General features: G+C 72.6%; 27 protein-coding genes. 18 read left to right on the forward strand and 9 right to left on the reverse strand.

The genetic code is table 11. The features are described from left to right. Positions 1-36 precede the first annotated feature (36 nt). Positions 37-735: a DedA family protein gene (locus IGS67_RS04930; RefSeq protein WP_192278438.1), complete on the forward strand. Its 699-nt coding sequence runs from the start codon at positions 37-39 to the stop codon at positions 733-735. Here IGS67_RS04930 and coaA read toward each other — a convergent pair. Next, positions 683-1,594 carry a type I pantothenate kinase gene (coaA, locus tag IGS67_RS04935; protein ID WP_235977737.1) on the reverse strand — a complete coding sequence of 304 codons (912 nt, stop codon included), beginning with the start codon at positions 1,592-1,594 and terminating at the stop codon, positions 683-685. The genes IGS67_RS04930 and coaA overlap by 53 nt on opposite strands. 121 nt (positions 1,595-1,715) lie before the next feature. On the opposite strand from coaA, the gene glmS reads away from it, so the two are divergent. Further along, entirely contained in the window at positions 1,716-3,581 is a 1,866-nt protein-coding gene (glmS, locus tag IGS67_RS04940; protein ID WP_192278442.1) for a glutamine--fructose-6-phosphate transaminase (isomerizing), read from the forward strand. A gap of 64 nt (positions 3,582-3,645) precedes the next feature. On the opposite strand, the gene IGS67_RS04945 is transcribed toward glmS, so the two are convergent. Continuing rightward, complete coding sequence (locus IGS67_RS04945; RefSeq protein ID WP_192278444.1) at positions 3,646-4,632, reverse strand: LLM class F420-dependent oxidoreductase; 987 nt, start codon at positions 4,630-4,632, stop codon at positions 3,646-3,648. 73 nt (positions 4,633-4,705) lie between these two features. Between IGS67_RS04945 and IGS67_RS04950 the strand changes: the two genes are divergently transcribed. Genes IGS67_RS04950 through IGS67_RS04975 form a run of 6 tightly spaced genes read left to right on the forward strand, consistent with a single transcriptional unit; the run spans position 4,706 to position 10,284 of the window. Then, positions 4,706-6,313, forward strand: coding sequence for an NAD(P)H-hydrate epimerase (locus IGS67_RS04950; protein WP_192278446.1), 1,608 nt, complete (start codon positions 4,706-4,708; stop codon positions 6,311-6,313). Positions 6,314-6,328: 15 nt separating this feature from the next. Continuing rightward, a complete protein-coding gene (gene alr, locus IGS67_RS04955) occupies positions 6,329-7,510 on the forward strand; it encodes an alanine racemase (protein WP_192278448.1) in 1,182 nt (393 codons plus the stop codon). Further along, positions 7,507-8,019: a tRNA (adenosine(37)-N6)-threonylcarbamoyltransferase complex ATPase subunit type 1 TsaE gene (gene tsaE, locus IGS67_RS04960; protein WP_192278450.1), complete on the forward strand. Its 513-nt coding sequence runs from the start codon at positions 7,507-7,509 to the stop codon at positions 8,017-8,019. The genes alr and tsaE overlap by 4 nt, the downstream gene beginning before the upstream one ends. Before the next feature lie 5 nt (positions 8,020-8,024). Then, a complete protein-coding gene (gene tsaB, locus IGS67_RS04965) occupies positions 8,025-8,738 on the forward strand; it encodes a tRNA (adenosine(37)-N6)-threonylcarbamoyltransferase complex dimerization subunit type 1 TsaB (RefSeq protein WP_192278452.1) in 714 nt (237 codons plus the stop codon). Next, positions 8,735-9,391, forward strand: a complete 657-nt coding sequence (gene rimI / locus IGS67_RS04970; RefSeq protein ID WP_235977738.1) for a ribosomal protein S18-alanine N-acetyltransferase — start codon at positions 8,735-8,737, stop codon at positions 9,389-9,391. The genes tsaB and rimI overlap by 4 nt, the downstream gene beginning before the upstream one ends. An 11-nt stretch (positions 9,392-9,402) precedes the next feature. After that, positions 9,403-10,284: a sulfurtransferase gene (locus IGS67_RS04975; RefSeq protein WP_192278454.1), complete on the forward strand. Its 882-nt coding sequence runs from the start codon at positions 9,403-9,405 to the stop codon at positions 10,282-10,284. 61 nt (positions 10,285-10,345) lie between these two features. On the opposite strand, the gene IGS67_RS04980 is transcribed toward IGS67_RS04975, so the two are convergent. Further along, on the reverse strand, positions 10,346-10,975 hold the full coding sequence (locus tag IGS67_RS04980; RefSeq protein ID WP_192278456.1) for a malonic semialdehyde reductase: 630 nt from the start codon (positions 10,973-10,975) through the stop codon (positions 10,346-10,348). 92 nt (positions 10,976-11,067) lie between these two features. Between IGS67_RS04980 and tsaD the strand changes: the two genes are divergently transcribed. Next, positions 11,068-12,111: a tRNA (adenosine(37)-N6)-threonylcarbamoyltransferase complex transferase subunit TsaD gene (tsaD, locus tag IGS67_RS04985; RefSeq protein ID WP_102509310.1), complete on the forward strand. Its 1,044-nt coding sequence runs from the start codon at positions 11,068-11,070 to the stop codon at positions 12,109-12,111. A 458-nt stretch (positions 12,112-12,569) separates the two neighbouring features. Here the strand turns inward: tsaD and IGS67_RS04990 are convergent, their stop codons facing one another. Together IGS67_RS04990 and IGS67_RS04995 are read right to left on the reverse strand one after the other, a co-directional pair. Further along, the gene (locus tag IGS67_RS04990; protein ID WP_192278458.1) at positions 12,570-13,706 is read right to left on the reverse strand and encodes a glutamate--cysteine ligase; all 1,137 of its coding nucleotides are present in this window, start codon (positions 13,704-13,706) and stop codon (positions 12,570-12,572) included. A gap of 1 nt (position 13,707) precedes the next feature. After that, positions 13,708-14,964, reverse strand: a complete 1,257-nt coding sequence (locus IGS67_RS04995) for a class I SAM-dependent methyltransferase (protein ID WP_192278460.1) — start codon at positions 14,962-14,964, stop codon at positions 13,708-13,710. Between the two features lie 348 nt (positions 14,965-15,312). On the opposite strand from IGS67_RS04995, the gene IGS67_RS13620 reads away from it, so the two are divergent. The 4 genes from IGS67_RS13620 to IGS67_RS05010 all read left to right on the forward strand — a co-directional run bounded on the left by IGS67_RS13620 (position 15,313) and on the right by IGS67_RS05010 (position 17,383). Next, positions 15,313-15,615, forward strand: coding sequence for a hypothetical protein (locus IGS67_RS13620; protein WP_210767060.1), 303 nt, complete (start codon positions 15,313-15,315; stop codon positions 15,613-15,615). 9 nt (positions 15,616-15,624) lie between these two features. Beyond that, positions 15,625-16,083, forward strand: coding sequence for a magnesium transporter (locus tag IGS67_RS13625; RefSeq protein ID WP_210767061.1), 459 nt, complete (start codon positions 15,625-15,627; stop codon positions 16,081-16,083). A gap of 228 nt (positions 16,084-16,311) precedes the next feature. Next, a complete protein-coding gene (gene groES, locus IGS67_RS05005; RefSeq protein WP_102509306.1) occupies positions 16,312-16,608 on the forward strand; it encodes a co-chaperone GroES in 297 nt (98 codons plus the stop codon). Positions 16,609-16,720: 112 nt separating this feature from the next. Then, entirely contained in the window at positions 16,721-17,383 is a 663-nt protein-coding gene (locus IGS67_RS05010) for a GNAT family N-acetyltransferase (RefSeq protein ID WP_192278462.1), read from the forward strand. Positions 17,384-17,485: 102 nt separating this feature from the next. On the opposite strand, the gene IGS67_RS05015 is transcribed toward IGS67_RS05010, so the two are convergent. Further along, a complete protein-coding gene (locus tag IGS67_RS05015) occupies positions 17,486-17,779 on the reverse strand; it encodes a WhiB family transcriptional regulator (protein ID WP_102509304.1) in 294 nt (97 codons plus the stop codon). Positions 17,780-18,054: 275 nt separating this feature from the next. Here IGS67_RS05015 and IGS67_RS05020 point away from each other — a divergent pair, with 275 nt between their 5' ends. The 3 genes from IGS67_RS05020 to IGS67_RS05030 all read left to right on the forward strand — a co-directional run bounded on the left by IGS67_RS05020 (position 18,055) and on the right by IGS67_RS05030 (position 21,682). Continuing rightward, positions 18,055-19,137 carry a MerR family transcriptional regulator gene (locus tag IGS67_RS05020; protein ID WP_192278464.1) on the forward strand — a complete coding sequence of 361 codons (1,083 nt, stop codon included), beginning with the start codon at positions 18,055-18,057 and terminating at the stop codon, positions 19,135-19,137. Between the two features lie 72 nt (positions 19,138-19,209). After that, positions 19,210-20,736 (forward strand): IMP dehydrogenase, encoded by a 1,527-nt coding sequence (guaB, locus tag IGS67_RS05025; RefSeq protein WP_102509302.1) that lies wholly within the window; start codon positions 19,210-19,212, stop codon positions 20,734-20,736. Between the two features lie 73 nt (positions 20,737-20,809). Beyond that, the gene (locus tag IGS67_RS05030; protein ID WP_235977739.1) at positions 20,810-21,682 is read left to right on the forward strand and encodes a pseudouridine synthase; all 873 of its coding nucleotides are present in this window, start codon (positions 20,810-20,812) and stop codon (positions 21,680-21,682) included. Positions 21,683-21,688: 6 nt separating this feature from the next. On the opposite strand, the gene IGS67_RS05035 is transcribed toward IGS67_RS05030, so the two are convergent. Further along, a complete protein-coding gene (locus IGS67_RS05035) occupies positions 21,689-22,441 on the reverse strand; it encodes a hypothetical protein (RefSeq protein ID WP_192278468.1) in 753 nt (250 codons plus the stop codon). A gap of 131 nt (positions 22,442-22,572) precedes the next feature. Between IGS67_RS05035 and IGS67_RS05040 the strand changes: the two genes are divergently transcribed. Both IGS67_RS05040 and IGS67_RS05045 read left to right on the forward strand, forming a co-directional pair. Next, entirely contained in the window at positions 22,573-23,400 is an 828-nt protein-coding gene (locus tag IGS67_RS05040; RefSeq protein ID WP_192278470.1) for a GPP34 family phosphoprotein, read from the forward strand. Between the two features lie 46 nt (positions 23,401-23,446). Next, positions 23,447-24,097, forward strand: a complete 651-nt coding sequence (locus IGS67_RS05045; RefSeq protein WP_192278472.1) for an SAM-dependent methyltransferase — start codon at positions 23,447-23,449, stop codon at positions 24,095-24,097. A 71-nt stretch (positions 24,098-24,168) separates the two neighbouring features. On the opposite strand, the gene IGS67_RS05050 is transcribed toward IGS67_RS05045, so the two are convergent. Continuing rightward, the gene (locus tag IGS67_RS05050; protein WP_192278474.1) at positions 24,169-25,323 is read right to left on the reverse strand and encodes an SGNH/GDSL hydrolase family protein; all 1,155 of its coding nucleotides are present in this window, start codon (positions 25,321-25,323) and stop codon (positions 24,169-24,171) included. Further along, complete coding sequence (locus IGS67_RS05055) at positions 25,320-26,069, reverse strand: exonuclease domain-containing protein (protein WP_192278893.1); 750 nt, start codon at positions 26,067-26,069, stop codon at positions 25,320-25,322. The genes IGS67_RS05050 and IGS67_RS05055 overlap by 4 nt, the downstream gene beginning before the upstream one ends. Positions 26,070-26,329 lie beyond the last annotated feature (260 nt).

A 26,329-nucleotide genomic window follows, 5' to 3' on the forward strand; every position in this document is an offset into this window, starting at 1 on the left:
CGTGGAGAGCACCATCCCGCCGGACGACAGGACCTCATGATCGAGCTCGTCACGCAGATCGCCGCCGACGTCGAGGCATGGATCCTCGCTCTCACATCGTCGTGGTGGGTCTTCGTCGCTCTGTTCGCGCTGTGCACGATCGACGGGTTCTTCCCGCCGGTGCCGAGCGAGTCGATCGTCATCACGTTGGCCGTCACCGCGCACACGACCGGGATGCCGAACATCTGGCTCGTGCTCGTCGTCGCGATGGCGGGGGCATGGTGCGGCGACCAGATCGCGTTCTCGCTGGGCCGCTGGATCAGCACCGACCGCATCCCCTGGCTCCGCACCCAGCGCGGCCGCAGAGCTGTCGAGCGTGCCGAGCGGGCCATCGCGCACCGCGGGGCGTCATTCATCCTCGGTGCGCGCTACGTGCCGATCGGCCGCGTCGCGGTCAACATGACGGCGGGAGCGGTCGGGTATCGCCGAGAGCGCTTCGTCGCGGTGACGACCGTCGCCGCGATCATGTGGGCGGTCTACTCGGTGGTCATCGGGCTCGCCGCGGCGACGTGGCTCGGGCACTCGACGCTCCTCGCGATGGGCGTCGGTGTCGTTGGCGGTGTCCTCACGGGCTTCGCCATCGACCGTGTCATGGCGAGGGTCGCACGCCGGCGTGCGGGACGTGCCGGTGCGCGTGAGCCCGTCACAACTTCCGCAGCCGCACCCGTTGGATCGAGTGGTTCGGTCCCTTCGTGAGCACGAGCGTCGCGCGCGAGCGCGTTGGCAGAATGTTCTCGACGAGGTTGGGCGCGTTGATCGTGTCCCAGATCGACTCCGCCTTCGAGATCGCCTCGTCGTCCGTGAGCTCGGCGTAACGACGGAAGTACGACTCGGGCCGCGCGAACGCTGTCTCCCGCAGCGAGAGGAACCGGTCGATGTACCACTGCTTGACGTCGGCGGTACGTCCGTCGACGTAGATCGAGAAGTCGAAGAAGTCGCTCACCGCGAGGCTCGACGCGCTGTCGACCGAGGGCCGCGCCGGCTGGAGGACGTTGAGCCCCTCGACGATGAGGACGTCGGGGCGGCGCACGACGACGTGCTCGTCCGGGACGATGTCGTAGGTGAGGTGCGAGTAGACGGGAGCGCGGACCTCCGCGTGGCCCGCCTTGACCTTCGTGAGGAACCGCACGAGAGCGCGCCGGTCGAACGACTCGGGGAAGCCCTTGCGCTCCATGAGTCCGCGACGCTCGAGCTCGGCGTTCGGCAGGAGGAACCCGTCGGTCGTCACAAGCTGGACGTTGGGCGTCTCGGGCCAGCGTGCCAGAAGGTGGCGCAGGACGCGGGACGTCGTGGACTTGCCGACCGCGACCGAGCCCGCGACGCCGATGACGTACGGCGTCGGTGGTGCGTCCTCGTGGAGGAACGTCGACGTCGCGGCGTGCAGGCCGCGCGTCGCCGTGACGTAGAGGTTGAGCAGGCGCGAGATCGGGTGGTAGATCGCCTCGACCTCGGGAAGCCCGATGGGGTCGCCGAGGCCGCGCAGGCCGTCGAGGTCGGCAGCGGTGAGCGGCAGCGGCGTCGATGCGGCCAGCCGGCTCCAGGCGGTGCGGTCCATCTCCACGTAGGGGGACCGTGGTACCGGAGGGGTCGGAGTCACCGTGCGATTGTCCACCCCGGACGGCTGTGACGCGAAACGCACGCGCAGCATGGGAGCGCAGCCCCTAAAATCTTGACCCATGTGCGGAATCGTCGGACACGTCACGTCCCAGCAGCCTTCCGGCCGGACCCTCGAGGTGCTCCTTGAAGGCCTCGGCCGTCTCGAGTACCGCGGGTACGACTCCGCGGGCGTCGCGCTCGCGGTCCCGGACACACCCAAGGTCGCGACCGCCAAGCGTGCCGGCAAGCTCGCGAACCTGCGCGCCGCGCTTGAGCAGCACCCGCTCCCCGCAGCGACCGCGGGCATCGGTCACACCCGGTGGGCGACGCACGGCGCGCCGACCGACGTCAACGCGCATCCGCACGTCGCCGACGGCGGCCGCCTCGCGCTCATCCACAACGGGATCGTCGAGAACTTCGTGCCGCTCAAGGCCGAGCTCCTCGCTGAGGGCGTCGAGTTCGCGTCCGAGACCGACACCGAGGTCGCGGCCCACCTCCTCGCACGCGAGTATGCGGCGTCGGGGGACCTCACGGCCGCGCTGCGGGGTGTCGCACGTCGCCTCGAAGGTACGTTCACCCTCCTCGCAGTGCACGCCGACCACCCTGACGTCGTCGTCGGTGCGCGTCACGACTCCCCGCTCGTCGTCGGGCTCGGCGAGGGCGAGAACTTCCTCGGCTCCGACGTCGCCGCGTTCATCGCCTTCACGCGCGAGGCGCTCGAGCTCGGCCAGGACCAGGTCGTCACCATCACGCCCGACGCCGTCACCGTCACCGACTTCGACGGTAACCCTGCCGAGGGGCGCCGCTACACCGTCGACTGGGACGCGTCCGCAGCCGAGAAGGGCGGCTTCGGCTCCTTCATGGACAAGGAGATCCACGACCAGCCCAAGGCCGTCGCGGACACGCTCCTCGGCCGCCTCGACGAGCGGGGACGGCTCCAGCTCGACGACCTGCGCATCGACGAGGCGCTCCTGCGCTCCGTCGACAAGATCATCGTCGTGGCGTGCGGCACCGCCGCCTACGCGGGCCACGTCGCCAAGTACGCGATCGAGCACTGGTGCCGCATCCCCGTCGAGGTCGAGCTCGCTCACGAGTTCCGCTACCGCGACCCGATCGTCACCCCGCGCACGCTCGTCGTCGCCGTCTCCCAGTCGGGCGAGACGATGGACACGCTCATGGCCGTGCGGCACGCCCGCGAGCAGGGCGCGAAGGTCGTCGCGATCGTCAACACGCACGGCTCGACCATCCCGCGCGAGTCCGACGCCGTGCTCTACACGCATGCGGGACCCGAGATCGCCGTCGCGTCGACGAAGGCGTTCCTCTCGCAGATCACCGCCGCCTACGTCCTCGGCCTCTACCTCGCGCAGCTGCGGGGCAACAAGTTCCCCGACGAGATCCGGCAGACGCTCGCCGAGCTGCGCGAGATGCCCGCGAAGATCCAGATCATCCTCGACCGCGCACAGAAGGTGCGTGACGTCGCACGGTCGATGGCGGACGAGAAGAGCGTGCTCTTCCTCGGCCGCCACGTCGGCTACCCCGTAGCGATGGAAGGTGCGCTCAAGCTCAAGGAGCTCGCGTACATCCACGCTGAGGGCTTCGCCGCGGGCGAGCTCAAGCACGGCCCGATCGCGCTCATCGACGAGGGGCAGGCCGTCATCGTCGTCGTCCCCTCGCCGAAGGGCCGGGACTCGCTCCACTCGAAGGTCGTCTCGAACATCCAGGAGGTGCGGGCGCGCGGCGCCCGCACGCTCGTCGTCGCGGAGGACGGCGACGACGACGTCGTGCCGTTCGCCGACGAGGTGTTCCGCATCCCGGCGTCACCGACGCTCCTCTCGCCGCTGCTCGCGGTCGTGCCGCTGCAGATCTTCGCGTGCGAGCTCGCGACCGCGAAGGGCCTCGACGTCGACCAGCCGCGCAACCTCGCGAAGTCCGTCACCGTCGAATGACGTCGTGACGCGCGACGGCCGCGCACCCCGGTCGGGGAGCGCGGCCGTCGTCGTCAGGGAGCGCTCAGCGCAGCGCCGGCAGGACCTGCTGCTCGAGGAGGTCGAGCGAACGCGTCTCGTAGGAGACGAGCGGCACGTAGAAGATCGCGTAGCCCATCCCGAGCGCGCCCATCGTGCCGAGCTTCTCGACGACCTGCTCGGGCGTCCCGACGCCCGGCGTGTCCCGGAGGTTGGCGATCTCCTGGGCCGCGGCCTCGGGAGAGACCGTGCGGCGCAGGTGCTCCTCGTAGCGCGTGATCGTCTCCTCGACCTCGGCGTCGGTCTCGCCGAGGACGACGTTGAAGTTCGCCGAGCGCGTGATCTCGGCGTAGTCGCGGCCGAGGTCACGGCAGTGGCCCTCGAGCACGGTGCTCTTGTGCGCGAAAACCTCAGGGTCGCCCGCGAAGTTCGTGTAGTCCGCATACTTCGCCGCGGTGCGCAGCGTGCGCTTCTCGCCGCCGCCCGCGACCCACGTCGGCAGGCGGCCCGCGAGGGGCTGCGGGTAGCACATCGCGCCGTCGACCGTGTAGTGCTCGCCCGCGAACGTCGCCGAGCCCGTCTCCCACATCTGCTTCATGATCTCGACGCCCTCGTCGAGCATCGTGAGACGCTCGCCCGCGCGCGGGAAGCCGTAGCCGTACGCGCGCCATTCGTGCTCGTACCAGCCCGCGCCGATCCCCATGTCGACGCGGCCGCCCGAGACGACGTCGATCGTCGCCGCGACCTTCGCGAGGTAGGCGGGGTTGCGGTAGCCCATGCACGTGCACATCTGGCCGAGGCGCACGCGCGACGTCGAGGCGGCGAACGCCGCCATGAGCGACCAGGCCTCGTGCGTCGCCTCCTCGACCGGCTCAGGAACGGTGTGCACGTGGTCATACACCCAGATCGAGGAGAAGAGGTCGCCCTCGTCGGCACGCCGGGCGAGGCCCGACATGACCGACCAGTGGTCGGCTGGCGCGATACCCGTGAGGTCCTGGCGCCAGCCCTGGGGGATGAAGAGTCCGAAGTCCATGGTCACACCGTAGCCGCGCGCCCCGGGTCGGACCGCCCGCGCGCGCCGGGTCGTCGTGGGTGAGGATGGACGCATGATCGAGGCAGTGACGAGCGACAGGATCCGTGCAGCCGAGGGACCGCTGCTCGCTGCAGGCACGCCTCTCATGGAACGTGCGGCCCATCAGGTGGCGCTCCGGGTCGCGGACGTCCTCCGGGCCCGTGCCGGTGCGGTCGCGGGTGCGCGCGTCGTCGTCCTCGTCGGCGCCGGCAACAACGGCGGCGACGGGCTGCACGCGGCCGCGCTCCTCGCGCGGCGCGGCGCGCGGGTCACGGCCGCGCTCCTCGCCGAGCGAGCGCACGCGGGCGGGGTCGCCGCGGCACGTGCTGCCGGGGTGCGGCTCGTCGCCTCCCCGGGCAAGGACCGTCCGTCCGCGCTGCCGGACGTGCCTCGGGCCGCGCAGGTCGCGGTCGCGCGCGAGTCGCTCGCAGCGCACGTCGTCGTTGACGCGCTGTGCGGCATCGGAGCACGGGGCGCGCTCCGGGGCTCGGCCGCGCGCGTCGTGCGGGAGATCAACCGCGGTCGGGACGGCTCGGACACCTTCGTCGTCGCGGTCGACGTGCCGAGCGGCATCGGGGTCGACGACGGCGTCGTCCCCGGCCCCGTGCTCGCCGCGGACCTCGTCCTCGCGTGCGGCGGTCCCGTCGCAGGGCTCCTCCTTCCTCCCGCTGCGCGGCTCGCGCCCGTCGTCGAGGTCCTTGATCTCGGCGTTGACGTGCCCGACCCCGGAGAGCAGGTCGTCAGGCGTCTCGAGGACGCGGACGTCCGAGCGCTGTGGCCCGTCCCGCACGCGACCGACGACAAGTACGCGCGGGGCGTCGTCGCGATCGTCGCCGGATCTCGCACGTACCCGGGCGCGGGCGTGCTGTGCGCGGGCGCTGCCGTCGCGTCGGGCGCCGGCATGGTGAGGTACGTCGGCCCGCGTCGCGCGGAGGACCTCGTGCTCGCCGCGCACCCCGAGGTCGTGCCGGGCGACGGACGCGCCCAGGCGTGGGTGGTCGGGCCGGGGCTCGAACCCGACGACGAGGACGCCGAGCGGCTCGTGCGCGCGGCGCTCGGGCGCGCGGGGGCGGGCTCCGAGGCCCACTTCGCCGCGACCGGCGTGTGGGGCTCGGGAGCCGGTGCCACTGACGGCGGCGTCGTCCCTGTCGTCGTCGACGCGGGAGCGCTCGCGCTCCTGCCGACGCGTTGCGCGCCGTGGGTCGTCCTCACCCCGCACGCGGGCGAGCTCGCGCGGCTCCTCACGTCCCGCGGTCGACCCGTCTCCCGGTCCGCGGTCGAGGCCGCGCCGGCCGAGCATGCCGCGGAGGCCGCCCGGCTCACCGGAGCGACGATCCTCCTCAAGGGTGCGACGACCGTCGTCGTCGGACGCGGCGGCGTGCTCGCGCAAGCCGACGCCCCCGCGTGGCTCGCGACCGCGGGTGCCGGAGACGTCCTCGCGGGGCTGCTCGGCACGCTGCTTGCGGGGCGCGCGGCGGACGCGGTGCGGGACCCTGCGCTCGTCGCACGGCTCGCGGCGCTCGCCGCGCTCGTCCACGGGCGCGCAGCGCACGACGCCAACCCGGGCGGGCCCGTGAGCGCGTCAGCCGTGCTCGCGCAGCTGCCCCGGACCGTCGCCCGGCTGCTCGCCCTCCCCGCGTAGTGGGAGAATGACTGGGTGAACGAGCCCTGGTACCCCGCGCGGGCCGTCGTCGACCTCGACGCGGTCCGCGGCAACGTCCGAGTGCTCCGCGACGCCGCCCCGGGAGCAGCCGTCATGGCTGTCGTCAAGGCCGACGCCTACGGTCACGGACTTCTCCCCGTCGCACGCGCAGCGCTCGCGGCGGGTGCGACGTGGCTCGGCGTCGCCCAGCCCGCCGAGGCGCTCGCGCTGCGCGCGGCCGGCATCACGGCACGAACGTTCACGTGGCTCTACGCGCCCGGCGCGCCGCTCGCAGAGCTTGTGTCGGCTGACGTCGACGTGTCCGTGCACGCGCCCTGGGGCGTCGAGGAGGTCGCGGCCGCGGCCCGCGCGGCCGGGCGGCCTGCCCGCGTTCACCTCAAGGTCGACACGGGGCTCGGCCGCTCGGGCGTCATGCCCGACCAGCTCCCCGAGGTCGTCGCGCGGCTCGTCGCGCTCCAGGGCGACGGGCTGCTCGAGCTCGTCGGCGTGTGGTCGCACCTCGCGTTCGCGGACGAGCCCGACCACCCGACGGTTCGTGGGCAGGCCGACGTCTTCGACCGCGCCGTCGAGGTCGCCGAGCGTGCGGGCGCGCACCTCGAGGTGCGGCACCTTGCGAACTCCGCCGCGACCCTCACGACGCAGCACGTCCACCACGAGCTCGTGCGACCAGGCCTCGCTGTCTACGGTCTCTCGCCCGTGCCGCAGCTCGGCGGCCCCGACGCCTTCGGGCTGCGGCCCGCGATGACCCTCGAGGCGCGGCTCGCGACCGTCAAGGCGGTTCCCGCGGGGCAGGGCGTCTCCTACGGTCACGCCTTCCGGACGCCGCGCGACACCGTGCTCGGCGACGTCCCGCTCGGCTACGGCGACGGCATCCCGCGCCACGCGTCGGGCTCGCAGGACGTCCCCGGCGCGCCGATCCTCGTCGGGAACGGACCCTCCGCGCGCATGCTCCACGTCACGGGGCGCGTCTGCATGGACCAGTTCATGGTCGACCTCGGGCCCGACGCGACCGAGCGGGCGGGCGACACCGTCGTCCTCTTCGGCGACGGAGCCACGGGCGCCCCGACGGCCCAGGACTGGGCCGACGCGTGCGGCACCATCAGCTACGAGATCACCACCCGCCTGGGCGCGCGCGTGCCGCGCGTCCACCTCCACGCCGAGGAGAACCCCGCGTGACCGCGACGACCACGACGACCTTCGACCTGCCCGACGCCGCCGCGACGCGCGCGTGGGGGACCGCGCTCGCGGGCCTCCTGCGCGCGGGTGACCTCGTCGTCCTCACGGGCGACCTCGGTGCCGGCAAGACGACGCTCACGCAGGGCATCGGCGCAGGCCTCGACGTCCGCGGCCAGGTCGCGTCCCCGACGTTCGTCATCGCGCGCGTCCACCCGCCGCTGCACGACGGGCCCGCGCTCGTCCACGTCGACGCGTACCGGCTCGGGTCGCTCGACGACGTCGACGCGCTCGACCTCGACACGTCGCTCGAGGACTCCGTGACGATCGTCGAGTGGGGCGAGGGGCTCGTCGAGGGGCTCGCCGACGACCGCCTCGAGGTGACGCTCGCTCGCCCGCGCGGCGACTTCGACGAGAACGACGACGCGTCGGCAGGTGTCCGGCACGTGAGGGTCCGAGCGGTCGGGGAACGGTGGTCCGGCGTCGTCCTCCCGCGTCCCCACGTAGGCTGAGCACCATGCCCGCGCAGCTCGTCCTCAGCATCGACACGTCGGTCGCCGTCGCGGTCGCGCTCACGCGTACCGACGGCACCGTCCTCGCCGAGCGATCGTCTGACGCCGCCCGCCTCCAGGCGGAGCGGCTCGCCCCGCTGCTCGCGGAGGTCCTCGCGGAGGCAGGCGCCGACCCGCAGGACGTCGCGAAGGTCGTCGTCGGCACGGGTCCCGCACCCTTCACGGGCCTGCGCGTCGGGCTCGTGTCCGCGCAGACGTTCGCGCTCGCGATCGATGCCCCCGTGCACGGCGTGTGCTCCCTGGACGCGCTCGCGCTGCAGGCCGCGTCGACGCTCGGCCTCGAGCCCGGCACGTCCGTGCTCGTCGTCACGGACGCGAAGCGGCGCGAGGTCTACTGGGGCCGGTACTCCGTCGGCGCCGACGCGGCGACGCTCGTCCGCACGGCCGGGCCGGGCGTCGCCCTGCCCGCGGCGCTCGCGGAGGACGGCACGACCACGGGCGCGGTCGTCGTCGGCCCGGGGGCCTCCCTCTACGGCGACGTGCTCGCGCCGAGCAGCGCCGCCGTCCACGCGGACGCCGTGACGCAGCCCGACCCCGCGGTGCTCGCGCGCCTCGCGTCGGCCGCCGCCGCACGCGGCGACGACCTCGATCCTGCCCCTCTCTACCTACGCCGACCTGACGCGCAGGTGCCGGGCGCGAGCAAGCGGGCGACCGGATGAGCGACGTCACGCCCCCCGAAGACCTCGAGATGACGATCGACCTCGGCGCGCGCCGCGAGGTCGTCGAGGCGGCGTACGCGGAGCACGGCGCGGCCGGTACGGTCCCCGAGGAAACGCTCGAGGTCACCCCGCGACGTGCCCGCCCCGCTGTCGCCGAGGACAGCCCCATCGCGGGCGGCTACCATCTGCGTCCGCTCGCCTGGGCGGACATCACGCGCGTCGCCGCGCTCGAGGTCGAGCTCTTCGGTGCGAGCGCCTGGACGATGGGCATGCTCACCGAGGAGCTCCGCGGCCGCGGCCGCTGGTACATCGCAGCCCAGCCGGACGGCGAGGGAGTGCCCGCACCGCTCGTCGGCTACGCGGGGCTGTGGTTCGACGGCGACAGCTGCCACCTCATGACGATCGGCGTCGACCCGCGCGTCGCGGGCCACGGCCTCGGCGGTGCCATGCTCGACGCGCTCATCGAGCGCGCCCGGGAGATCGACGCGATCTCACTCCTGCTCGAGGTCGCCGTCGACAACGAGCGTGCGATTGCCATGTACACGTCGCGAGGTTTCACGACGATCGGGCTGCGCAAGCGCTACTACCAGCCCGAGGACGTCGACGCCTACACGATGCAGCTTCCGCTCCGCGAGGGGGCGGCCGGTTCCTGACGGAGGTCCAGATGTCGGTACGTGACGAGGTTCTTGTCGGTCCTGCGGCCCTGCGCGGCCTGCTCGACTCCGCGCGGCCGGTCGTGCTGCTCGACGTCCGATGGGCGCTCGGCCGCACCGACGGGCACGAGCAGTACGTCGCGGGGCACGTGCCAGGCGCCGTGTACGTCGATCTCGACACCGAGCTCGCGTCACCGCCGTCGGCTGCCGAGGGTCGGCATCCGCTGCCGGCCCTCGACGACCTCGAGGCGTCCGCGCGCCGCTGGGGCGTCTCGGAGGGCGTCACCGTCGTCGTGTACGACGACGCGGGCGGCATGAGTGCGGCGCGAGCCTGGTGGCTGCTGCGGTGGGCCGGCGTCGAGGATGTGCGCCTCCTCGACGGGGGGCTCGCAGCGTGGACGGCGTCGGGCGGCGCCCTCGAGACGGGGGACCGCATCCCCGACCCCGGCGCGATCGTCCTGCGCGGCGGGCAGATGCCCGTGACGGACGCGGACGGGACGGCGGCGCTCGCGGCCGACCGCAGCGCGGGCGTCGTCCTCGACGCGCGCGCGGGTGAGCGGTTCCGGGGCGAGCTCGAGCCGGTCGACCCTCGGGCGGGCCACGTGCCGGGGGCGGTGAGCGCCCCGACGGCGGAGAACCTTGGTCCCGACGGGCGCTTCCTCGACGACGCGGCACTGCGGGCACGCTTCGAGGGCCTCGGCGTCGACGTCGGCGCGTGGCAGCCGGGCGATCCGCGGCCCAACCTTCCCGTCGTCGTCTACTGCGGCTCGGGCGTGACGGCCGCGCACCAGGTCGCGGCCCTCGCGAGCGTCGGCGTCACCGCGACGCTCTACCCGGGCTCGTGGTCGCAGTGGTCGAACGACCCTGAGCGCGAGGTCGCGACGGGAGCCTGAGCCTCGGACGACGAGCGCCCGGCACCCCACGGGGTGCCGGGCGCTCGTGCGTGCGGGAACGTCACAGGACGCGCGAGACCTCGTGCGACTCGAGACGGGCGGCACGGGGGTGCGTCGCGCCCTCGACGTCGGCGACCGCGTGGCCGACGTTGACGATGAAGAGCGACTTCCACGCGGTGCCCGCGAAGAGGTCGGCGTCGAGGCCCTCGGCGTCCGAGATGCCCATGGGACCGACCTGGAGTCCTGCGGCACGCAGCGCCGTGATGAAGTACCCGGCCTGGAGGGTCGCGTTCATACGGCCCATGCTGTCGGCGAGCGCGGGCTGGGACGCGAAGTGGTCACCGATGCCGGGGGCGTGCGGCGCGAGGCGGTCCATGTGGACGTGGAAGTCGAGGTCCGCGGCGAGGACGAGCGTCAGCGGCGCCGCGTGGATCCCCGCGTGGTTGCCCTCCATCGTGTAGGCGCAGAGGCGGTCCTTCGCCTCGGTGCCGCGGACGACGAGGTAGCGGAGCGGGGAGATGTTCATGCTGGTCGGGCCCCAGCGCATGAGGTCGTAGGCCGCGGCGATGTGCTCGTCCGTGACCTCCTCGTCGGTGAAGCGCTTGACGGTGCGCGCCTCGCGGAACAGGAGGTCCGCGGTCGCGTCGTCGATCGTCAGGGGTACGGCGGCGGTGTCGAGCGTCGTGGTCATGGTGGGAAGAACGCTCGGGCGGTGAGGGGATCTTCCCGGACGTGCCCGGTCGTGAGGCAGGTCACTGGCGTGCGCGCCGTATCCTGGAAGGCATGAGCGAACCCCTCGTCCTTGGCATCGAGACGTCCTGCGACGAGACGGGGGTGGCCCTCGTGAGGGGCCGCGAGCTGCTGTTCGACGCGGTCGCGTCGTCGATGGACGAGCACGCGCGCTTCGGCGGGATCATCCCCGAGATCGCGTCGCGTGCGCACCTCGAGGCCATGGTGCCGACGATCCGCCGGGCGCTCGCGGAGGCGGACGTCGACCTCGCGGAGGTCGACGCGGTCGCGGTGACCGCGGGGCCGGGCCTCCAGGGGCCGCTGACGATCGGGGCGTCGGCCGCGAAGGCGCTGTCGGTCGCGCTCGGCAAGCCGCTCTACGGTGTCAACCACGTCATCGGGCACGCGGCCGTCGACGAGCTCGTCCACGGAGCGTTCCCCGAGCGTGCCATGGCGCTCGTCGTCTCGGGAGGGCACTCCTCGCTCCTGCTCGTCGACGACATCGCGACGTCGGTGACGGAGCTCGGCTCGACGCTCGACGACGCGGCGGGGGAGGCCTTTGACAAGGTCGGTCGGCTGCTCGGCCTGCCGTACCCGGGCGGCCCGCACATCGACCGGCTCGCGCGTGAGGGCGACCCGACGGCGATCCGCTTCCCGCGGGCGCTCACGCTGCCGAAGGATCAGGCGGAGCACGCGTACGACTTCTCGTTCTCGGGCCTCAAGACGGCGGTCGCGCGGTGGGTCGAGGCGCGGCGCGACGCGGGGGAGGAGATCCCGCTCCACGACGTCGCGGCGTCATTCGCGGCGGCGGTGGCCGACGTCCTCACGGCGAAGACGATCCGCGCGTGCGAGCTGCACGGCGTCGACACGCTCGTCGTCGGCGGCGGGTTCTCCGCGAACTCGCAGCTGCGCGACATGGCGGCGGAGCGTTGCGCGGAGGCTGGGATTACGCTGCGCATCCCGCCGATCCGCTACTGCACGGACAACGGTGCGATGATCGCGGCGCTCGGCTCGGCGCTCGTGCGCGCGGACGTCGCGCCGTCGAGCCTCGACATTCCCGTCGACTCCTCGATGCCGCTCACGCTCACGCACGTCTGACCCGACCTCGGCACCCACCCCCACCCTCGCCTCCCCCGTGGTCCGATAGCCGATCGGGCCACATGTGGTGACCGGATCCGCGATCGAGCCGCCGGCGCCGGGGCCCCCTTCCGCCGGCGGGCACCGCAGAGATGCTCGATAGCGGATCGGGACAGGTGTGCTGCACTGATCCGCTATCGAGAGGTCCGGGCGGGCGTGCCTGGCGGTCGTCGGGCGTGGCTCTAGGGCTCGATAGCCGATCGGGGCGCGTATGGCGCCCCGATCGGCTATCGGAACATTCACGACGGATTGATGGCTTCCGCCCGTTCGATGGTCGGAACGCGACTGTCCGTCGCTCGATAGCGGATCGGGACGGGTGTGGTGGTCTGATTGGCTATCGAGGCGAATCAGAGGGGCTGTCCCGAGGCGAATCAGTGGGGCTGTCCCGAGGCGAATCAGAGGGGCCGACCCGAGGCGAATCAGAGGGGCCGGCCTGCACGGAGCTCCGCGACAAGGTTCTCGACGACCGGACCCAGCTCACCACCGTTGCGGCGCGCGACCGCCCGCTGCCGCTGGTAGCCAGCGCCCCTGCGCAGGATCGTGCGCACCTGGTCGAGCTCGTCGAGGCAGCCGAGCCGCGCCGCCGTCGGCTCGAGCTCGTGGAGCAGCCGCGTCACCGCGTCGCGCACGAGCTCTTCCTCACCACGGGAGTCAAGGATGAGGATCGCGTCCATGCCGTAGCGTGCCGAGCGCCACTTGTTCTCCTGCGCGAACCACGGCGGCAAGGTCGGGAGCTCCTTGCCCTCGTCGAGGAGTGTCGAGAGGTGCTCGACGAGGCAGTGCGTGAGCGCGGCGAGCGCGAGCACCTCGGTGATGTTCGACGTGCCGTCGGAGATCCGTGTCTCGAGCGTCCCGAACCGCGGCGACGGGCGCAGGTCCCAGCGAACCTCGTCGAACGCGTCGATGACGCCCGTGCGCACCATGTCGTCGACGTACCCCTCGAGCTGGGACCACGTCTCGAACTGGAACGGCAGCCCGGCCGTCGGCAGCTGCTGGAACATGAGCGCCCGGTTCGACGCGTATCCCGTGTCCTTGCCGCCCCAGAAGGGGCTCGACGCGGACAGCGCCTGGAGGTGCCCGAAGTACGCGAGCATGCCACGCGCGATCGGCAGGACCTTGTCGCGGTCCTCGATGCCGACGTGCACGTGCACCCCGTAGATGAGCATCTGCCGGCCCCACCACTGCGTGCGGTCGATGAGCGTCGCGTACCGCTCCTTGTCCGTGACCTTCTGCTGCGCCCACCGCGCGAACGGGTGCGTGCCCGCGCACATGAGCTCGACCCGCAGAGGGTCGGTGACCTCGCGGATCTCGTCGATCGCGCGCTCGAGGTCGTCGCCCGCGCCCCGCACGGTGCGGTTGACGCCCGAGACGACCTCGACGGTGTTGAGGAGGAGCTCTTGGCGGATGTGCGGGTGCTGGCCGCCGCCCGCGGGCTCGACGGCGTCGAGGACGGTCTGCGCGACCTGGCGGAGGTCGCCCGAGTCCTTGTCGACGAGTGCGAGCTCCCACTCGATGCCGACGGTCGAGCGCTCGGACGGTGCGAACGGCAGGTGCATGTCAGTGCTCCGTCCCGGTGGCGGCAGGGGAGGTGAGCGGCTCGACGACGAGCACGGTCTGCGCGCCGGCGACGCGCGTGAGGACGATGTGGCCCTCGTGCGGGCCGTGGAGCGCGAGCTGCTTGCGCAGCTGCTCGGGGACGACGGCAGTGCCGCGCTTCTTGATCGTGAGACGACCGACGCCGCGCTCGCGGAGGTAGGCCTTGAGGCGCTTGAGGGAGAACGGCAGGGTGTCGAGGACGCGGTAGCCGGTCGCGAGGGTCGCCTCGCCCGCGGCCCGAGCGTCGGCCCAGGCCTGCGGGATCGCGTCCGTCGTGACGTAGGCGATCGTCGGGTCGACGAGCCGTCCGCCGAGCTCGCGCGCCGCGGTTGCGACGCGTCCGGCCCGGACGACGGCGCCGTCGGGCTCGAAGAGGTAGGCGCCGACGGGCCCGACCTCGACGTCGTCGTCGGACACGACCGGAGCGAGCGCGCGGGCGCTCACGGACCCATCGGGGCGCGTGCGCAGCACGAGCGCCGACCTGCCCGGGGCCTCGGTGAGCGGACCGAACCACAGCCCGGCCTCGAGCACGTGGCCGTCGAGCGACACCCACTGCGCCTCGGCGTCGGCGGGGATGCCCGCGTGCGGGATGCCGGGCCCGACCTTGATGCCGACGGCCGGGACCGTTGCGCGCAGCTGCCACACGTCGTCGAGCGGGGGCGCGTACGCGCGAGGGTCGAGGATGCGCGTGCCCGTGCCCGTTCGGCGGGCCGGGTCCGCGTAGACGCCGTCGACGCCCTCCGCGGTGAGGTCGAGCGCGAGCCCGTCGCCGAGGCGGACCTCGGCCTCGGGGAAGTGCCGGAGGTTGACGGTTGCGAGGGCCGCCGTCTCCTCGTCACGGTCGACCGCGAGGACGCGCAGGCCCGAGGCCGCGAAGGCCATCGAGTCGGCGCCGAGCCCGCACGTGAGGTCGGCGACCTTCGTGACGCCCGCCGCGAGGAAGCGCTGCGCGTGCCGCGCCGCGACGGGCAGCCGGGTCGCCTGCTCGAGACCGTCGGGCGTGAAGAGCATGCCGTCGGCGAACTCGCCGAACTTCTCCCGGGCCTTCGTGCGCAGGCGCGACTGCGTGAGCACGGCCGCGACGAGCGCCGGGTCGGTGCCGTCCGCGCGGAGGCGCTCGGACAGGTGCATCGCCGTCGCTTCGTCGTACGGCGGGAGCGCACTGAGCAGGGCCCACCCGTCGGGCTGGAGGAGCAGGGTGAGAGCGGCGCGGTCCATGCCTGAATACTTCCACGACGCGCACGCGCGGGCGACGGAGGCCCCACGGGACGTGACGAGGGTCCGGGCTCCGGGGGTCCTGCTCATCTAGGGTGGGGTGGCCTGCAGCCCGCAGCCCTGCACCGAGGAGGTGACCGTCGTGGAGCCCCCCAGCCATTCTCCGTCCCGTGCGACAGCCCGTCCTCGTGCGCTGCCCGTGCGCTCCCGCTGAGCGCCCCGGGTCGTACCGACCCTGCCGTCGCCCCGTGCGTGCCCCCGTGCGCGCACGACGACGGGCGTCCCCGACGCCCCGCCCACGAACCCGCAGCCCGGGCGCCGCCGTGCGCCCGGACGAGGAGAGGCGGACGCATGCGTTCCCAGACCACCACCCCCACCGTTCCCACCGCGACGGTCGACGTCACGCTCGCGGCGCTGCTCGAGGATCCCCGCGCGCGCGTCGGCCTCACCCTGCCCGACGGGAGCGTGCGCGACCTCAGCGTCGCGGACCTGCGGGCTACGACGGCCGCGGTCGCTGATGCCGAAGCGACCGAGGACGCCGACCGGCAGGGCGGCTCGACGCCCCTCGACGTGCCGTACCTCGAGGCGACGCCGTGGCTCCTGTGGCGACGGCGCGTCGGTTGGCTCGCGGTGCTCTTCGTCGCCGAGATGTAAACGGGCACGGTGCTCAGGCATTTCGAGGACACGCTCGCGACGGTCGTCGCGCTGACGTTCTTCATCCCGCTGCTCATCGGCACGGGCGGGAACACGGGCACGCAGGTGACGACGACGCTCGTGCGGGCCATGGCGCTCGGAGAGGTGCGGGGACGTCACCTGTGGGCCGTCCTCCGCAAGGAGATGACGACGGGCGTCATGCTCGCGGCGTGCATCGCGGGGCTCGCGTGGCTGAGGGCGCTGACGCTCGGGGTCGGCCAGGACGTTGCGCTCACGGTGTCGGTCGCGGTCGTGCTCATCGTCCTGTGGTCGGCGTTGCTCGCGTCGACGCTGCCGTTCGTGCTGAGGAGGTTCGGGGTCGACCCGGCGGTCGTCTCGGGGCCGCTCATCACGACTCTTGTCGACGGCACAGGGCTCGTCATCTATCTCTCGGTCGCGACGGTGCTCGTCACGCAGCTCGGCGGCTGAGACCGTCACGCAGCTCAGCGGCCGAGCCGCAGGGATGTCCGCCCGTGGCGGACACCCGCAGCTGAACTGGCACTCATGTTGACCGAGTGCTAACCCGGGCCTAGATTTGGTGCTGCAACATCTCCTCGTGAGATGGGACGAGGACTCGGTGCGACCCCCGCGACGGCGCCCGTGACACCCCGTCCACCCCTATCCATCCGTAGCCACAACGTGAAGGGGAGGTCCGACGTGTCGGTCCCCATCAAGCCGCTCGAGGACAAGATCGTCATCAAGGCGATCGAGGCTGAGACGACCACCGCCTCCGGTCTCTACATCCCGGACACCGCCAAGGAGAAGCCGCAGGAGGGCGAGGTCCTCGCTGTCGGCCCCGGCCGTGTCGACGACAAGGGCAACCGCATCCCGCTCGACGTCGCCGTGGGTGACAAGGTCATCTACTCGAAGTACGGCGGCACCGAGGTCAAGTACGCGGGCGAGGAGTACCTCGTCCTCTCCGTGCGCGACATCCTCGCCGTCGTCGCCGGCTGACCCCAGCCCAGCGACGCACCGGACCCCGTCGCCCCCTCGTGGGGCGGCGGGGTCCCGTCGTCTCCGGACAATCTGTTCGTGCCGAGGGCGAGTGGACCGGTAGCGTCCTGGCATGACGACGACACTGCTCACCGAGGCCTGGCCCGTCGCCGCCCTGCGCGTCACCGAGGGGGACCTCGAGCTGCGTTTCGCGGACGACGACCTGCTCCTGCAGCTTGCGGACCTCGCCGTCCGAGGCGTGCACGCGCCGGACGCCATGCCGTTCCTCGTCCCGTGGACGCAAGGCGACCCTGCTGCGGTCCGACACGGCTTCCTCGCGTACCACTGGGGTGCGCGCGCCGGCCTCTCGCCAGACGCGTGGAACATCGAGCTCGCCGTGCTCGTCGGTGGTGAGCCCGTCGGCATGCAGTCGGTCTTCGCGCGCAGTTTCCCGGTCCGCCGCACCGTCGAGACGGGATCGTGGCTCGGCCTCGAGCACCAGGGTCGCGGGATCGGCACGCGCATGCGGCGCGCAGTCGTCCACCTGGCGTTCGTCGGTCTCGGGGCCCACGACGTCACCTCGGAGGCCTTCGCCGACAACCCTCGCTCGCAGCGCGTGAGCCAGAAGGTCGGGTACACGCCGAACGGTGCGCATCGCACGTCCCGCGGCGAGGAGGCCGTCGAGGCACAGCGCTACCGACTCACCCACGCATCGTGGCTCGCGTCCGAGCGTCCTGAGGTCACGATCCACGGGATCGAGGGCGTGCGCCGACAGCTCGGGGTCCCGCCCGGGTGATGTCCGGTGACGTCAGTGCTCTGCTCTGGCGCCGCAGACCTCCTCCGGACGCAGCGAACCCCGCACCCTTCCGCGGGGTGCGGGGTTCGCTGGTGCGACGTGTCAGACGGCCTGCGCGCGGCGCGGGTCCGCGAGGATCGCGGCACGGTCGTCCTCGGAGAGGCCGCCCCAGACGCCGTACGGCTCGCGGATGCGGAGCGCCTGCTCACGGCACTGCTGGAGCACCGGGCACGAGTGGCAGATGGCCTTGGCCGCCTCCGCACGCCGACGGCGTGCGCTGCCGCGCTCACCCTCGGGGTGGAAGAAGAGGGTGTCGTCAGCGTCGCGGCAGCTGCCCTGGTACTGCCACTCCCACAGGTCCATCACAGGGCCAGGAAGACGAGAGATCTCAGTCATGGTCAGTAGCTCCTCCGTTGCGGGCCGCCGAGGCGACCGGTCCCCTCCGCACGTTGGTATCCCTCCCCCTCGGAGGCCCGTGCGCTGCATGAACGCTACAACTTGGTCAGAAGTTGTTCAAGTCCTGTCCGGTGCAACGTTTCGAGAGTGGGATGCGCCGACGAATCGCGTCAGCGATCGGGGGGTGGCGCGGTTCGGGCGTCCGGCACGTGCGGCAGATCGCAAGCGCTCGGCCCCGGTTGGCGCGGTTGCGCGACCCTGGGCAGAATCGAGCCATGACCAGTGAGCGAGACGTCGCCGACGACGCCGTGGACGTCCCCGACGCGCCCGTCGAGCTCGCTGCCGTCCGCGCAGCCAAGCCCGGCGTCGCCGTCGCCGTCGTCGCCAAGCGCCTCGGTGTCGCCCCGGCGACGCTGCGAACGTGGGACCGTCGCTACGGGCTCGGCCCCTCCGAGCGGTCCGCCGGCTCCCACCGCCGCTACACCCGCGACGACGTCCTGCGCCTCCTCGTCATGCAGCGGCTGACGATCGAGGGTGTCGCGCCTGCGGACGCGGCCCGTGCTGCTCTCGAGGCCGACCTCGAGGTCGAACGGGCGAACCGAGACCGCGCAGTCATCGAGCAGGAGGAGGCGCGGCGCCGCGCCTCGCAGTCCGGCGCCTCCACGGGTCCTGAGCCGCGAGTCGTCCACTTCGCGCCACGCTCCGACGCGACCCCCGCCCAGGTCGGGCCGTCCGACGTCGTCGAGGCCGCGCTCACCTTCGACGAGGACCGCCTCACGCAGATCCTCACGATCGGGCCGACGGACGACATCCTCGTGTGGTGGACGAACCTCGTCGTTCCCGCGCTCGCGAAGCTCTCCGAGCGCACGGTGCTCGCGAAGCCGGGGGAGTCCTTCCTGCCGCCGCTCGTCGCCGCAGCCCTGCGGGCGCTCCGCGCGCGGCAGGTCGCGCACGAGACCGAGTTCGGCACGCCGCACCCGAGCCAGATGCGTCGCATCGTCCTCGTCTTCATCCCCCCGGGCGAGCCGCACCCGCTCGCCGCGCACACGCTCGCGTCGGCCCTCACGGCGCGCGGCGTCATGGCGCGCGTCGTCGTCGGGCGCACCGACCCGCACCGCGTCCAGGAGATCGTCGCGATGGTCCGCCCCGTGGCCGTCGCCCTCGTCGCGCTCAGTTCGTCGCCGGACCTCGGCATCGTCGAGACCGTCTACGCGAACGAGCCCGAGCTGCCGATCTTCGTCGGCCTCGCTGACGACGCGACTGCGGCGAACGTTCCCCTCGCGCCCAACGTCCAGCGGGTTCGTTCGTTCTCCGGGCTCTTCTACGAGGTCCAGGCGTTCGCCTCACGTCTGTCCTGAGGCCCGGAGCGGCCCCCGCTCAGGAGACGGACGTCACCGCGACGACCGCGCGCGCGGACGTACGATGGCCGCGTGACCGAGCCTGCCTTCCTCGCCGACGTCCCCCACCCCTTCGCCTTCGAGGGCCTGACGTACGACGACGTCCTGCTCCTGCCGAACGAGACCGACGTCATCCCCTCCGAGGTCGACACGACCGCGCGCCTCACCCGTGACATCACGATGAGCGTCCCGCTGCTGTCCGCCGCGATGGACACCGTGACCGAGGCTCGCATGGCGATCGCCATGGCGCGCCAGGGCGGCATCGGCATCGTCCACCGCAACCTCTCGATCGAGGCGCAGGCCGGTCAGGTCGACCTCGTCAAGCGCTCCGAGTCCGGCATGATCACGGACCCGGTCACCGTCGGCCCCGACGCGACGCTCGCCGAGCTCGACGACCTCTGCGGCCGCTACCGCGTGTCCGGCCTGCCGGTCGTCGACGACGACCGTCGTCTCGTCGGCATCATCACCAACCGTGACCTGCGCTTCGTCAACCCGGCCGAGTTCGCGTCGCGTCGCGTCGCCGAGGTCATGACGCCCATGCCGCTCGTCACGGCGCCCGTCGGCATCTCACGCGCCGAGGCCGCGGACCTGCTCGGCCGCAACCGCATCGAGAAGCTTCCGCTCGTCGACTCCGACGGGCGCCTCGAGGGCCTCATCACGGTGAAGGACTTCGTCAAGACCGAGCAGTACCCGGACGCGACGAAGGACGGCGAGGGTCGCCTGCGCGTCGGGGCCGCGATCGGGTTCTTCGGCGACGCCTACGAGCGCGCGGGCGCGCTCGCCGAGGCTGGCGTCGACGTGCTCGTCGCCGACACCGCGAACGGGCACGCACGCCTCCTCCTCGAGATGGTGCGCAAGCTCAAGGCCGACCCGTTCTTCGCGGGCGTCCAGGTCATCGGCGGCAACGTCGCGACGCGCGCGGGCGCCCAGGCGCTCGTCGACGCAGGCGTCGACGCAGTCAAGGTCGGCGTCGGCCCCGGCTCGATCTGCACGACGCGCGTCGTCGCAGGCGTCGGCGTCCCGCAGGTCACCGCGATCTACGAAGCATCCCTCGCGTGCCGCCCCGCGGGCGTGCCCGTCATCGGCGACGGAGGCCTGCAGTACTCAGGCGACATCGCGAAGGCGCTCGTCGCAGGTGCCGACACCGTCATGCTCGGCTCCCTGCTCGCAGGCTGTGACGAGTCGCCCGGCGACCTCGTCTTCGTCAACGGCAAGCAGTTCAAGCTCTACCGCGGCATGGGCTCGATCGGTGCCATGGCGTCGCGCGGCAAGAAGGTCTCGTACTCGAAGGACCGCTACTTCCAGGCGGACGTCGCCTCGGACGACAAGATCGTCCCCGAGGGCATCGAGGGCCAGGTCCCGTACCGAGGCCCGCTCGGCGCCGTCGCGCACCAGCTCGTCGGCGGCCTGCACCAGTCGATGTTCTACGTCGGCGCGCACACGATCCCGCAGCTCCAGCAGCGCGGCCGCTTCGTGCGGATCACCGCGGCGGGGCTCAAGGAGTCGCACCCGCACGACATCCAGATGACGGTCGAGGCCCCCAACTACACGGGTCGCTGATGCGCCTTCCGCACGCGGGACGCACGTGAGTCGGCGCGGCCGGCGCCCGCCGCCCCTGCCCGTGCGGGACGGGTTGAACCCCACGCGCCTCGCGCTGCCGCGCGAGGAGGCGTGGGGTTCGCTCGTCTCCTACCTCGAGGCACGCTTCCCCGCCGACGCCGCGCGGCTGCGTGAGCAGGTCGCGGCGGGTGAGGTCGTCGACGAGCTCGGGCGACCCTTTGCGCTCGACTCCCCGTACCCCGCGGGCGGGCTCGCCTACCTCTACCGTGACGTCGCTCCCGAGGCACGCGTGCCGTTCGAGGTCGAGGTCCTCCACCGGGACGACGACCTCGTCGTCGTCGACAAGCCGCACTTCCTCGCGGTGACGCCGCGCGGAGCCTGGGTGACAGAGACGGTGCTCGTGCGGCTGCGCCGAGCGCTCGACCTGCCGGCGCTCTCGCCGGCGCACAGGCTCGACCGGCCGACTGCGGGCGTGCTCGTCCTCACGACACGGCCCGAGGTGCGCGGTGCGTACCAGGAGCTCTTCGCGCGGCGCGCGGTCGAGAAGGTCTACGAGGCCGTCGTGACGCTGCCTGCGGGGCTCGAGCTGCCGACGACGGTGCGTTCGCGCATCGTCAAGCAGCACGGTGTTCACCAGGCACGGACCGTGCCGGGGGAGGTCAACGCGATCACGCACGTGACGCTGCAGCGTGAGCTGCCCGGCGGGCGTGCGCTCGTCGGGCTGCGACCCGAGACCGGACGCACCCATCAGCTGCGCGTGCACCTGGCAGGGCTTGGCGCACCGATCGTCGGCGACGACCTCTACCCCGTCGAGCGTGAGGTCGCGCCTGACGACTACTCCGCCCCGCTGCAGCTCCTCGCGCGCTCGATCGCGTTCGACGACCCGCTCACGGGGGAGCGGCGGGAGTTCGCGTCGCGGCGGACCCTCGACGCGACGGGCGACTGACCGCGGTCAGCCCAGGTGCGACGGCACGTCGAAGCCCGCGTCCTCGAGCGCCGCGTCGAAGTCCCACGCCTCGGACGACCGCACCTGGGCGTCGTCGTGCTCGACCCAGACGTCGACGATCGTCGGCTCGGCCGGGCCTCCCTGCCCGGGGCCCGCGTGCACGATCTGGTACCACGGCGTGCCGCCAGCCTGCTCGACGAACGCGCCGAACGTCGCGGCGTCGACGAAGAGGCGCGGGTGCTCCGGACGGTCGCGGAGCGACGACTCGAACTCGGAGGTGATCGACCGGACGTGCACCGTCCGCGGCGCAGCGTCACCATCGTCCGCGAGATCCGGGACGAGCAGCGTCACCGGTCCGTCGAGACCGGCCGTCACCGCGACCGGGCCGTCCTCGGAGAACGCCGGATCGAAGAACGCGGCTGCGTCGTCCGTGACGCCCTGGACCTCCCACGTGCGGCCCTCGGTGTCGGTCAGGGGGACGGGGAACCTGTAGCGAACCGACCACCTGGCGGGGGTCCGGCCTGCGTCGCGGTACGTGTCACGGAGGATGTCGGGGTCCCCGATGCGCAGGGGGCCCGCCCCGTCGGGGTGATCGCTGTTGCGTGCGCCGATCTCGTAGCTGATCCGCAGGCCGCCGAGCACACCGTCGGGCGTCGTGGTCTCGTCGCTCTGCCCCACGTTGAACGAGAACGAGCATGCCGATAGCGCGGTGGCCACGACGGCGACGGCAGCGACGGCACGCAGGCGGCGGAGAGGCATGAGCGGTTTCATCGTCCGTCCCGTCCGGATCGTGGTGAGGTGCTCACATGCTACGGACGTGCGCCGAGCAGGGACAAGGGGCGTCGTGTCCCGGGGCGCCGTGCGGCGCCGGCTCGGCTAGCGTGCGTGCTGTGATCCCCGCCGAGCTCGTGCCGCTGCTGCTCGTCGATGAGGCCACCGGTCGCGTCGAGCGGACGATGCTCGACGTCGAACGCATGACGTCGGCGGCCGTGCTCGTCGACCTCGTCGCACGCGACGCGCTGCGCGTCGTCCTCGAGCCGCACGGGCGCCCGATCGTCCTCGCGGGGGACGTCGTCGCGACGGGGGACGAGCTGCTCGACACCGCCGCGTCCCGCGTGCGCGTGGACGTCCCGCTCGTCCCCGCGGACGCGATCCGAGCGATCGACCCGCTCGGACTGTCGGAGACTCCCGGTGGGCTCGACGGGTCGCTCGTCCAGGTCATCGGGACCCGGCTCGCCGCGCTCGGCCTCGTCGGCCGGCCCGACGTCGCGAAGACCGTGGTGACGACGCTCAAGCCGCTCGGCTGGACGTCGACCGACCCGACCCGGCCCGCACGGCACCGCGCCGACCTGACCGCCACCGTGATGTCGGGCCGCGCCCCGACGCTCTTCGAACGGATCCTCCTCGTCGCGCTGTGGTCGGGCCGGGCCGAGGGGCTTCTCGCGGGGGACGGCGTTCCGGCGGAGCTCGTCGAGGCACGCGTGGCCGCGCTCGTCGGCAACGACCCGGTCGCGGTGCAGCTGCGCTGGTGCTTCGAGCAGGAGCAAGCACTCCCGTGGGACGACGCTCACTACCGGCTCGTCCTCGGCGGGCGTGGCTACTCGCAGATGCGCTACCGCGGGCTGCTCGTCGGGCCGCAGGTCACGCCGTACCCTGTGCGGCCGGGCGCGCCCCGTCCGGAGGGACCGCGGCTGACGGGTTGGCCCGGCACGGACTGACCTTCCCGGCTTGCGCCGGGCGACGGGGACCGCGCACGCTGACGCCATGAGCGATGCACACGGACACGGCTCCGACGAGCGGCCGCCCGCCGAGTTCTGGGAGCAGATGTACGCCGAGAGCGGCCGCCGGTGGTCGGGCAGGGTCAATGCGTCGACGGCGGACGTCGTGCGCGGGCTCGCACCGGGCCGTTCGCTCGACCTCGGCTGCGGCGAGGGTGGCGACGTCCTGTGGTGCGCACGCGAGGGGTGGGACGCGGTGGGCGTCGACATCTCGCCGACGGCCGTGCAGCGCGGCACGGAGGCGGCGGCCGCCGAGGGGCTGGGCGACCGGGCGCGGTTCGTCGTCGGGGACCTCACGACGTGGCAGCCCGACGGGCAGGTCGACCTCGTCACCGCGAGTTTTCTCCAGTCGCCTGTCGAGCTCTCACGCGGGGAGATCTTCCGACGGTTCGCGTCGTACCTCGCGCCTGGCGGGCGGCTCGTCGTCGTCGCGCACGCCGCCCCGCCGCCGTGGATGTCGGCCGATCACGCGGGCCACGCGGAGTTCCCGACGCCTGCCTCGGAGCTCGCGGAGATCCGGCTCGACGGCGAGGGCTGGACGGTCGAGGTCGCCGAGGTGCGCCGGCGCGCGGCCGTCGGGCCGGATGGCACGCACGCCGAGCTCGACGACTCGGTCGTCGTGCTGCGGCGGGGGTGAGGGCACCCCTCCACGAGGTTCCGGTGCCGCGGACGGGAGCGGGCCCCTGATCCGCGGGGCGGTTGCTGTGCTCAGCTCGTGAACGGGCCGTGCGTGAAGACGTGCTGCGCGAAGCGTTCGCCGATGAAGCGGTGCGTCTCGGCGTCGGGGTGGAGCGCGTCGCGCAGCGGGTGGGCGGCCTCGTCGGCGGCGCCGTAGAGCGTGAGGCCGTCGAGCAGGAAGAGGTGCGGGTCGGCGGCCTGCCGCTCGGCGACGAGGCGCGCGGTCTCGGTGCGGATCGACTCGAGGGTGAGCCGACCGGCGGGGACCTCGGCGGGGTCCCCCGTCGCCATGAACGCGAGCCGGCCCTCGGCGATCGCCTCGGTGTCGAAGGCTCCGGGGCCGGGGGTGGCCTCGTGGATGCGGCAGTGGAGGGGTGTGACGACGAGCAGAGGTGTGCTCGGATGGCCGTCGCGGATCGTGTCGAGGAAGCCGTGCAGGCCCGCGCGGAAGGCACGAAGCCGCATGAGGTCGGAGTTGACGAGGTTGATCCCGAGAGCCACCGAAAGAAGGTCCGCAGGGGTGTCGCGCATGACGCGGGCGACGAACGGGTCGAGCAGGGCGGCGCCGCCAAACCCGAGGTTCTGCAGCTCGACGCCGCCGAGCCGTGCCGCGACCGCGGGCCACGTGCCCGTCGGGCGGGCCGCGTTGGAGCCCTGGCTGATCGACGAGCCGTGGTGCAGCCAGCGACGGCCCACGAGGGGAGACTCGGTGACGGGTGCGTCTGCGGTGACCTCGATGATCTCGAGCGTCTCGTTGTGGGGCAGCCAGATCTCGACGTCCTTGACCCGCGTAGGCAGACCGTCGAACGTCGCGACGAGGTCGTCGCCCGGGATGACTGTCGGCTGGCCTGTCACCATGTCGAGCTCGGTCGTCGTGCCGCCCGACGTGCGCGTGCGTCTGACGACCTCCCCGTCGACGACGAGGTCGATCGAGCCGTCGGGCCGCGCGGGGGCGCCCGCGTAGGTGACGCGCGTGCGGTGGGCCGTGAGCGTCACCGACGTCGCCGCGGTGCGCAGGGCGATACGCACGCCCGCGCCCTGGGCCTCGACCATCGACAGCTGGGGGTCTGCCGCCTGCGCGAGCGCCCACGCAGGCAGGCGGTGCGGCGCGACGCCGCGCGCGGTCGGCTCGAGGCGCAGGACACCACGGACGAAGGCGGGCGTGAGCGGAACGCCGGCGGTCATCGTGCGTCGACCAGCCACTCGAGGCCCGCGCCGGGGCCGTCGAGCCCCTTGGACGTGCGCCACGCGTTGAAGCTTGCAGCCCACTCGCGGTGCGCCTCCTGCTGGAAGCCATGGAGGTCCGCGAGGGACATCTCGGCGAGCCCAGGATGACGCTCGACCATCGCGGCGAGGACGTCGAGGGTCGCGATGACGTCGACGTCCGCGGTGTGGAGGTCGACCGCGTCGTCGATGCCGTAGACGCCGCACAGGTCGACGAGCTTGCGCTTGCCCTTGCGCCACCTGTCGATCTTGCGGTCGATGACGAGGGGGTCGATGACGCCGACGACGGGGCCGCCGAGCCGGTCGGTGAGCGTCGGGAGCCCGTGGCGGACGAGCTCGGCCTCGAGGATCGAGACGTCGAACGTCGCGTTGAACGCGACGAGGGGAACTCCTGCGCGCAGGTCGGCGGCGATACGTGCCGCGATCTCCTCGAGCGCGACCCACGGCGAGACGCCGTGCTCGCGCGCATGCTCGGTCGTGATGCCGTGGATCGCAGACGCGGCCTCGGGGATCGGCACACCCGGGTCGATGAGCCACGTGTCGACCGTCGTCCCCCGCAAGGGGTCGCGGCGCACGAGCGCCGCCGTGACGATCCTGTCGGAGGACGTGCTCACGCCCGTCGTCTCGGTGTCGAAGCCGAGCAGGGGGCCGGAGGCCCACGAGTCGGAGAAGAGGTCGGGTGCTGCGTCGCGGTTCACATCAGTCATGATCGCCCGTTCGTCGTCGGTCCTGAGCGTGGTGCTCACGCTCGGGACGATCCTCGCAGGTGCCTCCGACATTCGGCGCGGCCCCGCCCGGACCGTCGGGCAGAGAATCTGCGCGCAGGGGCGAGGAACTTCACAGCCCGTAAAGATCGCTTGATCTTTACGCGGAAAGGGGTCTTCTCAGCGCTTGCACAGCGGAAGAACCTTGATTCACGGCACCACCCAGGGGCCGCAGACCAAGGAGGACACCGTGAGCACGACCA

Origin of the sequence: Flavimobilis rhizosphaerae, from assembly GCF_014852685.1 — a bacterium.
Lineage (GTDB): Bacteria > Actinomycetota > Actinomycetes > Actinomycetales > Cellulomonadaceae > Flavimobilis > Flavimobilis rhizosphaerae.